This window comes from Jeotgalibaca sp. A127 (assembly GCF_052266745.1).
Classification (GTDB): Bacteria; Bacillota; Bacilli; order Lactobacillales; family Aerococcaceae; genus Jeotgalibaca.
On sequence record NZ_JBQPRC010000005.1, the window covers coordinates 87685 to 101977 of the forward strand.

The window sequence follows — 14293 nt, forward strand, 5'->3', positions numbered from 1 at the left end:
TTTTTCATGAATTATGCTAAAATTTAAACAAACGCTACTAGGAGGAACAACCCTTTGGAATATCCCTTATTACCAAAACAAATGCCGGCAACAATCAAGTCTGTCTGGCGCAAAACCACAATTCTTCTCGCACTTATTTTCATAATCATCGGATTAGCCGTTACAGCTCTTCTCGCCTATCTGGACGTCTTCACCAACCCATGGATTATCGCGCTCAGCATTTATTTCGGTATCACGATACTTATAACCCTAATCTCTGTAGCACTGATTCCATATCGCTATCATTTCTACCGCTTCGAAGTGACACCCGAGGACCTGGCTTTCCAAAAAGGCTACTTTTTCCGCTCAATCACCTACGTGCCGATGAACCGCATCCAGCACGTCGAAACCGAGCAAGGACCGTTCCTGCGCAAAGAAAACCTGATGGAAATCGTCATCCATACCGCAGCGACCAGCCACCGCATTGCCGGCCTCGATATGTCCGAAGCCCTGAATCTGCGCGAACAAATCATTGCACTCGTAAAGGTGGCGAAAGAGGATGTCTAATCGTCAAAAATTCCATCCCATGGCCATCGCCAGTTACTGGATCCAAGCCTTAAGAACCTGGCTTTTCCTGCTCGTTCTGACTTTAATCAACGGCGGCTCCTATTTAGTCATCCTGGGAATCGTCGCCCTGGCACTCGTCCAAGCAATCGCAAAATACCTAACGCGCTCGTACGTCATTTCCCCCGAAAAAATCATCATTTACCACGGTTTTTTTCGGAAAAAAGAAACCGACATCCCTTACGAACGCATCCAGACCATCAAGCAACGCCAATGGTTCTTTTACAAACCCTTCAATATCATCCAGATCCTGATCGAAACCGCAGGCGGAAAATCCCAAGAGGCGGAGGGCGAGTTACCAGCCGTAGACATAAATACCCTCCAATTACTGGAAAGTTACCGTCACCGCGAGCCTTTGGAAAAAGAACCCCAGACCGCTGCCGAGGCGACTTATCACGTCACCGATGAGCAAATATTTCTTTTCGGTATCACCGACCTCAGCATTCTCGCCTCCTTAACGGCTCTGATCGCTTTCGGGACCGAGTTGATTCCGGATAGTTGGTATACAAACGTTGTGACCACTGCCGAAGATGCGTATCGTCGTGGCTGGATTTTCTTGCTCGGATTAGCTTTGCTTGTATTTGTATCCATTATGCTGATATCTTTGGCCAAGAACTTTTTCCAGTTTTATAACTTCAATGTGTCACGCTCCAACCAGACTCTGACCATTGAAAGTGGGTTGTTGGAAAGAAAAGTCCAAAAAATCCCGGTTGATAAAATCCAGGGTATCCGAATTCGCCAACAAGTGTTACGCAAAGTGTTGAAACTCTCGTCCGTTGAAATAATCCTGGCAGGGGGCCAGGAAAAACAAGGTGAAAATAATACCCCCACTAAACTGTATGTCCTACCCATCATTTCAGACAGCAAGTTGTATCAAACCCTGGACCAGCTATTGCCGGAATGGCACATGCAACAACCTGACCTCATCCGCGCTTCCACCAATAAAATTTGGTACTTCTGGCGTTGGTATTTACTCTTTATACCCGTAATCATTGCCGGGTTTTATTTTCATTTTTATTGGGGACTTGCGGCTATGTTAGTGGCAACGTACTTTCTATTTTGTGCCTGGTTGGACTATCATTATCAAGGCTATGCCATCCAAACAGCAAGTCGCTTGTGCCTGCAAACTTTCGAGTCTTTAACCAAAGTGCAAACCTTTGTCGAACGACCTAAAATACAGGCCCTTACTAACCAAACCAGCAAGTGGTTGTATCCGAAACAAATTGGTCACACCAAAATGACCCTTAAAACAGGTCTCGGATCCGAAGCCATCAAGTTGAAGTTCATTGGGCAAAAGCACCAACAAAAATTGAAACTGTTTTTTAACAAATAAACCTGCCTCATGAGGGTAGGTTTATTTTTTAACGCCAAATCGCTGCCACCATTAGAAAAAACGTTCTTTTTTCCGACACAACTTCCCACACAATCCATAAAAAGGGCAAACTGAAATATCCATAAATTGCAAAAATATCTGTAATTTGACATTTAATGTGATTGAATGCACAAAGAAATAAGTCGTTTCTGTCAAAAAAATCATTATTTGAGCACATAAAATCAGAAAGAAAGCACTTACAATCAATTTAGACCAAAATGAAAGGATTTTTGGTCATAGCAAAAGGATAGCCAATCGCATAAAATGAAAGCGTATTCCGAAAGCGGAGTCATTAATCCTGAAATTCTATCAGTTCTCCCGGGAAAGAACCGATAGAATCCACATGGTAATGCAAGCTTCAAAAATACTAATTTAGACATAATATTTTTTATCTGAGGAGATGAATGGTATGGCAGTGAAAAAAGTTGCTGGTGAAGGTTTAACTTTGAAACACAAGATTGGTTATGCTGCGGGAGACGCTGGCGGGGTAATGACATTAATTTTAGTAAGTAGCTACATGACACGTTACGTAACAAACGTATTGACAATTAACTTTGCGACATTATCGGTATTATTATTAATCTGGAATATTTGGGACATGGTCAACGACCCATTGATGGGAACGTTGATGGACAAAATGTTTGCAAAATCTTCCGGTAACAAAGACAAATTCCGTCCTTGGCTCTTATACTCTATTGCACCAATCGTTTTAGGTATGATCGCATTCTTTAGTGTCCCAAGTTTACTGAGTGGCTTCGGTGCCATTGCTGCCTTGTTCATCTTCAAGATTGTTTACGAGCTTGGTTACACGATGATGAACATCGGAATGGGTTCCTTGCTGGGAACAATGGCAAAAAATGATCCAGAACGTGCCCAACTTTCTTCTGCTCGCGGAATGGGTTCAACAGTTGGTGGTATGATTGCAATGGTTCTTGTACCGCAAATGTTGGGACGTTTCGGTGAAACGACAACAGGTTACTTCTGGTCAGCAGTTGTCTGTGCGGTTTTAGGTGGTTTCACAATCTTCATCCACTACTTGTGGACAGAAGAAAGAAATACTGCATCCAAATTAGTTAAAGCAGACGATGAATCACAAAAAGTTAAATTCTCCGATATCTTGAACGTATTCAAGAAAAACCGTGCTTTCTTGGCACTAAGTATGCACTCAATCATTATTGTTTTTGGTACAACGATTTACGGTCAGTTCAATGCTTACATGTATGCAGACGTATTGGGCGATATCAGCTTGATGAGTTACACATCCATTATTTCAATGTCATTGACAATGATTATCCTGTCTATTGCACCTGCTATTGTTAAAAAAATGGGTAGCACGGTACGCGTAATCCGTACATCACTTTTAATTGGTCTTTCCATGATGCTTGGACTATTCGGTCTGATGTTGAGTACGAACGTAGCGCCAACAGTCTTCTTGTTTGTATCAGGAATTGGTTACGCATTGATCAACTTATCTGTTCAAATGCAATGGGGTCTTGTTGGAGAAGCAATCGACTACAACGAATACTTAACAGGTAAACGTACAGAAGGCGCAATCTACGGAACATTCTCATTGACTCGTCGTGTTGGACAAACAATTTCTCAATCATTGGCAGTATTGATGATTGGTTGGATTGGTTACAACCCTGAATTGACAAACGCTGGCGTTTCACAAGCAGGCGGAACAATTCTAGGTATCCAAGTCATGACATTGGTTGTTCCAGCTGTTGCAGCAATCGGCTCATGGTTATGCTTCAAGTTCGTTTGGAACTTGGATGGCAGCACTGGTAAAGAACTATCTGTATGGAGAAACAGCAAAGTTGCTCCTGTTGCAGAAGTTGAAGCTGTAGTAGAAACTGTATAAAGCATTCAATCCCCTAATGAGCATTGCGAATTAGGGGATTTTGTATTTTTAAATAACGAAAGGAACGTGTCCTGTGAAAAATAGTCCAGTAATCAATAAGCAATCCATAAATGATGGCTATATTCCGGCACCCTATGAACTTGAAAAAGGGGAAGCCATTAATGATAGGTATTTAGAACCTGTTTACTTTGAAAATGAAAATGGACCGACCATCGGTGTCACGACCTGTGGGGTGATTGTCCAGGATGGGTTATATTTCAAAGATTTGGACAACTCGGGAAAGATGGCACCTTTTAAAGATTGGCGTTTGGATGATGAAACACGTGCGAAAGATATGGTTCATTACCTTCGCCTGGATCAACAAGCCGGTCTTGTCTTAAATACACTCTGGAACACGCCGGTTGTGCCAACGCGTGCTGAAGCCACCGATGAAGCGGGCAAGCTCGCCTTAAATAAAATTTACAAAAAACACGATCCGTCAGAACCAGAGCCACCGTCCCCCATCCCAGGTATCTCAACCCATGTCGATGATAAAGATATTTTGGAACGGAAAATAACCGGTGGTGTATACCGCGGTGACATGAATGTTGAAGCAGCGATGAGTGCCTTGTATCATAACGCCGGTACGCAAATGCTGGAATACGAAGCGTCCCTTGGTGGTGTGGCCATCCCTTATTCGCTGCATACCAACCCCATCAACATCGGCTATCCGGATTCACTGGGTATCGCCGCTGCGGTAATGGGAGAGGGAAATTACGACCTCGTCCATGAAATGGCCCATGTTGATCGCAGTATGATGAAGGCTGCCGGACAAAATGTACTTTATGGTCCACAAGTTGATATCGCAACGGATCCCCGTTGGCCACGAAATAGTGGTACCTATGGAGAAGTGCCGGAAGTCACAGCAGGAATTGTCTCTGAACTCGTCAAAGGGTATCAAGATGGGACAGATGGCTTAAATGAAGACTCGGTTGTCTTGACCGTGAAACATTTCCCCGGTGATGGCCCTTCAGAAAATGGTTTCGAATCGCACATGGCAATAGGTCAATGGCGCCTTTATCCAACAGCAGGTTCTTTGGAAAAATATCATTTGCCGCCATTCCAGGCAGCGTTTGATTTACAAGCATCAGGCATTATGCCGAACTACTCACGCATTACGACCGATAGCCGGACAAAACCACAAACATATCGTGGAAAAACGACCTCAAAAGAAGTCGTCGCGACTGCCTATAGCAAAGAACTGTTGGATGGTTTAGCAAGAGAAACGATGGGCTTCAATGGCTATGTCAACTCAGACTCCGGAATCGTGACGTCACAAATTTATGGTGTGGAAGAGTTATCCATTCCAGAACGTTATGCCAAAGCAATCGCAGCCGGAACGGATGTAGTCGGCGGGACGGCTGACCCGGAACATATTGTCGAAGCCGTGGAAAAAGGCTATCTGGCCAAAGAGGACCTGGACCGCGCCAGCTATAATCGTCTCTTGAGTTTATTCAAAACCAAGCGAGTCGATAATCCCTATCTTGATCCCGAACATGCGAACAAGGTACGCGCTGAAAAGCTGGATGGGGCGAAAAAAGCTGCCTATCAAGCTAACCAAAAATCCATCGTTCTAGCGAAAAATCATGGCGCGGTATTGCCATTAAAATCAAACACAAAAGTATACATTGCTTGTTTCAAAGGTGTTGATACCGGGGCAGCTTTCATGGCAGCCGCGATGGGATTAAAAGAAGTGCCGAAAGATGATCCCGAGGCATTCCGTCAAAAATTGGTGGCTTTATTTGAAGAAAAAGGCCATGTCATAGTTGATACACCGGAAGAAGCAGATTATGCATACCTGCATGTATGGCCGATGACAAACGGCATGGTGTTCAACCAGTTTGCCATGCCTGTTATTGACTTGGTGGATAATCAACTCTTCGATGAGCGTGAAGTGAACAAGAGTCAGAAACGTACCGGCAACAAAGTGTCGATCACGACCCTGAAAGATGTCGCCAAAATCAAGGAAATCAGTGAACTGGTCCACAACAACGGAGGCAAGGTGATTGCGAGCTGTGTCGTTACCAGTCCATGGCTTTTGGATAAATTGGAACCCTACGTGGATGGGATGACCTTCCAATACACAACGAGTAAAGTCGCTCTTGATCAGGTGCTTCGTGCGCAAGTTGAAGTAGTGGTGGGCGAATTTTCACCAACTGGGAAAATGCCCTTGACGATGGTATCTTCTCCAGAAGTCATTGCCCTTAACGAAGTTGAAATCGACGGGGAAATCCGTGAAGTATGCGTCTCACCAAATGACGTGCCCGGATACGACAAAGACCAGTACATAAAACCGGAAATTTTAGCCAAGGTCAAAGGTGGCAGTTACGCTTACTGCGATGAAGACGGCAATTACTACCGGGCAGGGTTCGGCTTACATTACGAAGCCTAAACATTTTTTAAACGAGGAGGAATCGTATTATGAGAACACGCTTTTTATCAAAATGTACAAATCAAGAGGTCGAAGCATACCTACAAAAAAATGACTTAATCTTCATCCCGGTGGGCGTCACCGAATTACACGGCGGACTGCCGCTGGATTCCGAAACAGTCATCTCTGAAGCAGTAGCATTGCGTCTGGCCGAAAAAACAGACGGATTGGTTTTGCATAACTTGCCGTATTTTTATGCAGGTGCCACCTTGTCCGGTCGCGGAACCGTTCAAGTTTCGGTTCGTGATGGCATCGATTATCTTCTGGCCATTGCCAAATCCCTGTATCGCCAAGGTTTCAAACGTCAAGTCTTTATCAGCCTGCACGGGCCAGCCTCCATGACGATTAGTCCGGTAATCCGCGACTTCTTCGAAGAGAAAAAAGTGCCGTTGCTTTATATCGACTCGGTCATGACCATGATGCAGCCGGAATTTGCCAAACAATTCTTCGGCGGCGAAGGGGATCCCTTCACCGATTTAATCTTGGCCGGGTATGACTACCTGGGCCGTTTGGATGATGTTCCCATCACCACACCGGAAAATGATTTCTCCGAGAAAAAAGAACAGTCCGTGGCTTTTGCATCTGGGTTGTTCCGTTCCGCCTTTGGCTCCGGCTCAACGGCCTACTACTTCGGCGAACTATCCGACCATATGCCGACGCATAAAATCGAATCTGTCGAACATCGCCAAGAAATCGCCAATAACGGTAAACCCTTGTTCGATGCCTTCGTCGAAAGTCTGGAAATCGAGAAAAAAGTTGAGCTCCTCAAAGAACTCGCTGATTTCCAAGATAATGAAGTCATCCCGAAATACAAAGATTGGTTATACGAATAAACACCAAACCCCGCAGCTACATCGCGGGGTTTTTTGAATAGGCAGAAAAGTCGGAAGAAGGGAACCCAAAACACCATTATACTGCCGACTTTTTTAAAACTCGGCAGTAAAAAATCAATTCTGCCGTTCTAGTTCCGACTTTTAAAAAAAATCGGAACTAGAAACACCAAAATCCAATTCTACTTCCGACTTTTGTCATTTAAGAAAATCTTCTAAACTAAAATTAAACCAAAATCCTCCTCTTGTCTTTCTGAATCCAAATTGATAGGATAGGAGATGCAGTAAAAATGAAAACGCTTTTCAAAAAGAATCCCCAGCAGAAAGGAAAATGTAAATGACTAAAAAGCCGCAAAAATTTGTTTATTCAAAACCAGCGAATGGCTATCCTGAATGGAACAACAACCCGGAAATCTTCCAACTGAACCGTCGCAAACCAGCAACGACTTCTATTCCGTTTGCTTCAATCGAAGAGGCGAAGCAGACGCCGTTTGAAGAGTCACGCTTCGTTCGTTCTTTGAACGGCGAATGGGCATTCAAATGGGTCGAGAATCCGGCTGAACGCCAAACCGATTTTTATAAATCGGAGATCGATACCACTAATTGGGATCGCATAACAGTACCCGCGCATTGGCAATTCCAAGGCTATGATTACCCACAATATACGAATACGACCTATCCATGGGTTGAGCAACAAGAGCTCAAAGCACCGTTTGCGCCGACCAACTACAATCCGGTGGGACAATATGTGACCGCTTTCGAACTGGAAGAAGACTGGCTTGATAAACCCTTGTTCCTTCATTTCGCTGGTGTCGAGGCAGCCTTCTATGTTTGGGTGAATGGGGAACTGGTCGGTTACAGCGAGGATTCCTTTACCGCTGCCGAATTTGACCTCAGCCCTTATGTAAAACCAGGTGAGAACAAACTCGCTGTTGAAGTCTACCGTTGGGCGGACGCAAGTTGGCTGGAGGATCAGGACTTCTGGCGTCTGAGCGGGATTTTCCGCGATGTGTACTTATACCAAACGCCATACCTCCACATCCGCGATTTCCATACCCAAACACTCTTGGACGACGCTTACCAAAACGCCGAACTGAAAGTAACCGTCGAAACGGAAAACCTGTTTGACGTTCCATTCTCAGGCATGATTGAAATCCAACTGCATGATGAAAACGATCAGCCGGTCTATCAAACCAAACAACCAGCCAACGAACCGATTATTGAATTTTCCGAAACGATCACGAATCCGAAAAAATGGAGTGCGGAAGAACCAAACCTTTACACGCTCTATCTATCTGTCATCTCAGACACGGGCGAAACCCTGGAAGTCCACCGTTCCCAAGTCGGTTTCCGTAAATTCGAACTGAAAGATGGATTGATGAAAATCAACGGCGAGCGTATCCTTTTCAAAGGTGTCAACCGCCACGAATGGGATGCCAAACGCGGCCGTGCAGTCACGAAAGAAGACATGGAAAAAGACGTCAAACTCATGAAACAATTCAACGTCAATGCCGTTCGGACTTCCCATTACCCGAACCATCCTTACTGGTACGAGCTATGTGATCGTTATGGTTTGTATGTTATCGATGAAATGAACCTGGAAACCCACGGATCTTGGTATTATGGCCAAAAAGAACTTGAGGAAACCGTACCCGGCAGCCGCCCGGAATGGACCGAGAACATATTGGACCGTGCCGCTTCCATGTATGAACGCGATAAGAACCATCCATCCATCCTTATTTGGTCGTTGGGGAATGAATCGTTCGGCGGGGACAATTTCCTGAAACTGTATGATTACTTCAAAACCGTGGATCCATCCCGCCTTGTTCATTACGAAGGAGTTTTCCATTACCGTTTGAGCGAGGCTGCATCTGATATCGAAAGCACGATGTATATCCCGCCAAAAGAAGTGGAAGCCTACGCCCTGAATGCGACCGAAAACTCCAAACCGTACTTGATTTGCGAATTTTCCCATGCGATGGGGAATTCACTCGGGAATTTCTATCAATACACCGAACTATTCGACAAGTACCCAATCCTGCAAGGTGGCTTCATTTGGGATTGGAAAGACCAAGCCATCCACAGAGAAACGGAAGATGGCCGCACGTACCTGGCATACGGTGGTGATTTTGGCGAATCACCAAACGACGGCAACTTCTCCGGAAACGGACTCGTTTTTGCGGATGGTCAGATTACACCGAAGATTTACGAAATGAAGAAATGTTACCAAAACGTGGCGTTTGAACCAACCGACCTTGTCAACGGTCAGCTTACCCTCAAAAACAAAAACTTATTCGCTAACCTTTCCGCGTATACCTTGCAATGGAAAGTGGAGAAGAACGGCGAAATGGTGGAAGAGGGCACCGTGGCTACACTCGACATCGCACCACAAAGCACGAAAACCATCAAATTGCCTTACGTGAAATATGAGAATGAAACAAGCGGAGACGAGTATCATCTCACGGTTTCCTTGCATACCAAAGAACATCACGAAGTCGCCTATGAGCAGTTCCAATTACCGACTTCAAAACGCAACGACACCCATGAAACAATCGTGCTTGCGACCGGGGACACAACATTTACCTTTGATGCAAATACCGGCTTGCTTTCCTCTGTGAAAAAAGAGCAAACAGAACTGCTGCAATCCGCCCTGGAACCAAACTTCTGGCGCGCATCCACGGATAACGACAAAGGCAGTAAATTCGACAAACGCAGTGCCATCTGGCGAGACGCCCAAGCAAACCGGGAACTCACAGCACTGCACGTAACGGAAACGGATGTCCAAACTACTTTCGTTTACCCAGAACTCGGGAACCTGAAACTTGCCATTACCTATTCCGTAACGGATTATGGCCAGCTAACGATTCATTATACGTTGATGCCACAAAAACCACTGCCGGATATACCCGAGATTGGGATGCGGGTGTCTCTGGACAAGGCGTTCGATCAATTGAAATGGTTTGGCAAAGGGCCATTCGAAACCTATATCGACAAACAAACCGCCGCAAAAGTAGGCGTCTACACGAGCACCGTGGATGAGCAATTCGTTTCCTACTTGAAACCGCAAGAAACCGGCAACCACATTGACACACGTTGGGTGGAACTGACGGATACAACCGGCACCGGTCTGAAAGTGAGTGGCCAACCACTCGTGGAATTCAACGCGCTGCCATATAGTTACGAAGAAATGGAACCAGCCGAATATGCATACCAACTACCTGAATCCAACCGTACCGTTTTGCGCATCAATCATTTGCAAATGGGAATCGGTGGGAACGACAGTTGGAGCCAGGACACGCTTCCGGAATTCCGCCTGCCAGGCACGCATGGTTATAGCTATAGCTTTAAGATTGAAACGATCTAACTTGAAACCTGACATCCGCTCATTGCCGGTGTCAGGTTTTTTTGGTAATCACAACTACTTTTATTTAAATACTTCAACTTTTCTTTAACAATTTGAAACTTCAATACTGTGAAACCGTATACAATTGGTTTATGGAAGTTGTTAAACTTTTATCAATCTAGTGGAAGGATAAAAGTAGTATCAAAAGAGGAGGTAATATCTATATGTTACAAGCTGTGCAAGAAACAGCTGTCAAAGAGAGAAGAGCGACTTCGGTAAAAAGAAGTATCAAGAAAAACTGGCCTTTTCTCGTCATGTTGGCAGTACCTTTAACTTTTTTGTTCATTTTCTCATATGGGCCAATGTATGGTGTCTTGATTGCATTCAAAAAATATTCACCAGGTCTAGGTATTTGGGACAGTCCTTGGAATAATTTCGATCATTTCAGACGGATGTTTGAGGATTTTACTTTCGAAAGGGCCTTTTGGAACACAATCAAAATCAGTGCGCTGAAATTGATATTCGTTTTCCCGGCACCCATCATTTTAGCCTTGACGCTAAATGAAGTGAAGAATCTAAAATTCAAGAAAGTGACGCAAATCATTTCATACTTGCCTTACTTCATGTCTTGGGTTATCGTCGCATCCATGGTTCTGGAAATCTTTTCTCCGCAACGCGGAATTGTAAACGCTGTTATTACTGCTTTGGGCGGTGAACCGATTCACTTCATGGCAAGTGAAAAATGGTTTGTACCCATTTTGGTTGGATCGGATATTTGGAAAGGAATCGGTTATGGAGCCATCATTTATTTGGCCGCCATTACAGGAGTAGATCCTTCGTTATATGAAGCAGCGGAATTGGATGGCGCAACGCGCTTCCAAAAAATGCAACATGTTACCTTACCGACGATTTCGCCAATCATCATAACAATGTTGATTTTGAATATCGGTTCTATCCTTAATGCCGGCTTTGATCAAGTATTGAACCTGTATAACCCACGTGTATATGGTGTCGCGGATATCATTGATACGTATGTTTACCGTACCGGTTTAGTAGAATTCAACCTGGATTACTCGACGGCCGTTGGTTTGTTCAAGAACCTGATTGGTTTGATGTTGATCACGGGATCGAATTATTTGGTCAAGAAGCGTACCGGACAAGGAATAATTTAGGGGAGGGACAGAAATGCAACGAAAAAATAAAAACAAACTTTTTGATTACGTGAATTTCTTTTTACTCACCTTATTGAGTATTGCGATCTTGTATCCATTCTGGAACCAAATTGTCCTGTCTTTCAGTAGTTCCTCATCCACTTCTGGATTGGGACTCAACTTATGGCCTGAAGAATGGTCCTTGGAAGCTTATAAATTTATCTTCGGCTACGGGAATGTTGGTCGGGCGTATATAAACACACTGATTCGGACGATTTTAGGAACGCTGGTTATTGTCACAACGACAATTTTGGCAGCGTATCCATTGTCGCGTAAGGACTTACCTTTCAGAGGGGTGTTCATTGCCTTGTTCATCATTGCGATGTTCGTATCGGGCGGAATGATTCCTGACTACTTGTTGGTCCGCAACTTGGGACTATTGGATACAAGATGGGCTTTGGTTTTACCACGTGCCTTGAATGTAACGTACGTTATCATCATGATGCGTTTCTTCCGGGGAATCAGCCCGGAAATTGAAGAATCGGCGGTTATGGATGGGGCAACACCTTTCCAAATCTTGTATAAAATTATCTTGCCACTATCCAAACCGATTGTCGTAACAATTGCATTATGGGCAGCGGTGTATCACTGGAATGAATGGTTCCATGCACAAATCTATATCCAGGATGGACGTTTGGATGTCCTGCAAACACTCGTCAGGGAGATGTTGGTTAACGTTGACCCATCCCGGATGGAAATGCAAGTATCTGGTGTTGGATCTGAAGCTTCGGAATTATTACTAAGTAACGTTCGTGCAGCGACAGTCATGGTTTCGATTGGACCAATCGTCATGGTGTACCCGTTCGCACAAAAACATTTTATTCAAGGATTACAATTAGGAGCCGTTAAAGGCTAAATTAGAAGGGTGGAAAAAACATGTTAAGAAGTAAGAAGAATATCGGAAAATGGTTAGCTTTAAGTTCAGCTGGGGTACTACTGGCTGCATGTGGCGGTGGAAATACAGCTGAGTCCGGCCAAGCAGCCGGAACTGCAGTGGATGTCACAGCCTTGCCAGAAGCAGGCGACTTCGAGGAAACCGTTGAATTGCATTTATCCGGCTCCTTTACGCAAGGAAATATTGAAGACGATAACTGGGTCCAACAAAAATTAGAAGAAAAATTCAATGTTGATATCGAGAATACGAAAGTCGACACATGGAACAAAGACGAAGCATCCATCATGATTGCTTCCGGTGATTTACCAGATGCATTTGCTTTCACGGGTGGTTCAATGACGCCAAAAGAGTTTTTTGAAAATGGCTTAACACGTTCTATTCCACGCGAAATGATCGAGAAATATATGCCACGCTATACAGCGATGCTGAACGAAAACGAAAACGGTCTTGGCTGGGAATTGAATAAAGTTCCAGGAACGGAAGATGAGTATTTTGCCTTGACTGGTCACCAAACACATACAAAAGGAATCATCTGGGCACCAACGCTGCGTTTGGACTGGATGGAAGAGTTAGGTCTTGAGTTACCGGATGATATGGAACCAATCGGAGACGGTGACGGTTATGAACGGATTTATTGGACAAATCAATCCTACTCTTTAGAAGACTTGGAAAAAATCTTGACAGCCTTCACCTATGAAGATCCAGATGGTAACGGAAAAGATGATACATATGGATTATTACCATACAACAGTGACTTGAACTGGGCGACAACCTTGTTTGGGGCTCACGGCGTCGCACCTTCCTACAACTTGATGGAAAACGATGAATTGAAAATGCCGGTTATCTCAGAAGGCTATAAAGAAACCTTGAACTTGTTGGCTGATTGGAACGAAAAAGGTTTGATTGACCCTGAATGGACAACATTGACGGCACAAACTGCCTGGGAAAAATACCAAACAGGTTCAGCAGGTTACTTCATCGCACAAAGAACTTACTTGGCACAGGAAGATTGGACAAAAGGCCGGGCACCACATAACGTGATTGCAGCCGATCCAGATGCAAAATTGTTGGCATTTGCGCCGGAAGTTGGTCCTGATGGCACACAAGGAGAACAATCCTACATGCCGGTTACCTTATTCGGGGATTCCATGCAAATATCTGCTGATGTAACGGATGAAGAATTGGCGCGTTACCTACAAATGTTCGATTACATCAACCACGATCCAGAGCCATGGGTGAACTACGGTAATCCAGGTGAGCATTCTGATTGGCAAGGAGAAGAAGGCAACTCTGCTTTGATTGTCCGTCCTGAATTCCCTCGTGAAGAAGGAGATATGGGCTTCTGGGCATATAGTTTCCGTTCTTATCCAAACGAACGTGGCGTTTACTTGAGCCATCCGAAGACAACAGAATTGAATGAATTGTTCTTTACAAAACCGGAAGTTGTTGATGAAATGGCAATTCGTCCATATCGCCATGACTTATTCGATGAAACTGAATATGCTGATTTGAATGGCCGCTATGGTGCACAACTAACAACGATTGCGGATGAATTCCGTATGAACGGTATTACCGGCAGCATCGATATCGAAGCTGAATGGGACGCTTATGTAGAAAGATACTTGGAAAATGGTGGTTCACAACTATTGGAAGAGCTTGAAAAAGCACCATTGGTTGAAGACTTACTTTCAGGAGAAGTTGAATAATA

Annotated in this window: 9 protein-coding genes; all 9 read left to right on the forward strand. The window is 44.4% G+C overall.

Translation table 11 applies throughout. The annotated features are described in order from the left end of the window. The first annotated feature begins 54 nt into the window (after positions 1–54). Positions 55–546, forward strand: a complete 492-nt coding sequence (locus tag ACTVAI_RS07135) for a PH domain-containing protein (protein WP_443486267.1) — start codon at positions 55–57, stop codon at positions 544–546. Then, entirely contained in the window at positions 539–1936 is a 1398-nt protein-coding gene (locus ACTVAI_RS07140) for a PH domain-containing protein (protein ID WP_443486268.1), read from the forward strand. Before ACTVAI_RS07135 ends, ACTVAI_RS07140 begins: the two co-directional genes overlap by 8 nt. Positions 1937–2384: 448 nt before the next feature. Then, positions 2385–3836, forward strand: coding sequence for an MFS transporter (locus ACTVAI_RS07145; RefSeq protein WP_443486269.1), 1452 nt, complete (start codon positions 2385–2387; stop codon positions 3834–3836). 73 nt (positions 3837–3909) lie between these two features. Beyond that, entirely contained in the window at positions 3910–6267 is a 2358-nt protein-coding gene (locus ACTVAI_RS07150; protein WP_443486270.1) for a glycoside hydrolase family 3 protein, read from the forward strand. A 29-nt stretch (positions 6268–6296) separates the two neighbouring features. Continuing rightward, positions 6297–7139: a creatininase family protein gene (locus tag ACTVAI_RS07155; protein WP_443473227.1), complete on the forward strand. Its 843-nt coding sequence runs from the start codon at positions 6297–6299 to the stop codon at positions 7137–7139. A 334-nt stretch (positions 7140–7473) separates the two neighbouring features. Then, positions 7474–10500: a glycoside hydrolase family 2 TIM barrel-domain containing protein gene (locus ACTVAI_RS07160; protein WP_443486271.1), complete on the forward strand. Its 3027-nt coding sequence runs from the start codon at positions 7474–7476 to the stop codon at positions 10498–10500. A 203-nt stretch (positions 10501–10703) separates the two neighbouring features. Next, positions 10704–11651, forward strand: a complete 948-nt coding sequence (locus ACTVAI_RS07165; RefSeq protein WP_443473229.1) for an ABC transporter permease — start codon at positions 10704–10706, stop codon at positions 11649–11651. Between the two features lie 13 nt (positions 11652–11664). Then, complete coding sequence (locus ACTVAI_RS07170; RefSeq protein ID WP_443473230.1) at positions 11665–12546, forward strand: carbohydrate ABC transporter permease; 882 nt, start codon at positions 11665–11667, stop codon at positions 12544–12546. Positions 12547–12566: 20 nt separating this feature from the next. Beyond that, positions 12567–14291: an ABC transporter substrate-binding protein gene (locus ACTVAI_RS07175; RefSeq protein ID WP_443486272.1), complete on the forward strand. Its 1725-nt coding sequence runs from the start codon at positions 12567–12569 to the stop codon at positions 14289–14291. The last annotated feature ends 2 nt before the right edge of the window (positions 14292–14293 follow it).

Bases quoted from the DNA above. Each gene is read 5' to 3' on its own strand.
- ACTVAI_RS07140 (WP_443486268.1), top strand. From the start codon at position 539: ATGTCTAATCGTCAAAAATTCCATCCCATGGCCATCGCCAGTTACTGG.
- ACTVAI_RS07145 (WP_443486269.1), top strand. From the start codon at position 2,385: ATGGCAGTGAAAAAAGTTGCTGGTGAAGGTTTAACTTTGAAACACAAG.
- ACTVAI_RS07155 (WP_443473227.1), top strand. From the start codon at position 6,297: ATGAGAACACGCTTTTTATCAAAATGTACAAATCAAGAGGTCGAAGCA.
- ACTVAI_RS07160 (WP_443486271.1), top strand. From the start codon at position 7,474: ATGACTAAAAAGCCGCAAAAATTTGTTTATTCAAAACCAGCGAATGGC.
- ACTVAI_RS07165 (WP_443473229.1), top strand. From the start codon at position 10,704: ATGTTACAAGCTGTGCAAGAAACAGCTGTCAAAGAGAGAAGAGCGACT.
- ACTVAI_RS07170 (WP_443473230.1), top strand. From the start codon at position 11,665: ATGCAACGAAAAAATAAAAACAAACTTTTTGATTACGTGAATTTCTTT.
- ACTVAI_RS07175 (WP_443486272.1), top strand. From the start codon at position 12,567: ATGTTAAGAAGTAAGAAGAATATCGGAAAATGGTTAGCTTTAAGTTCA.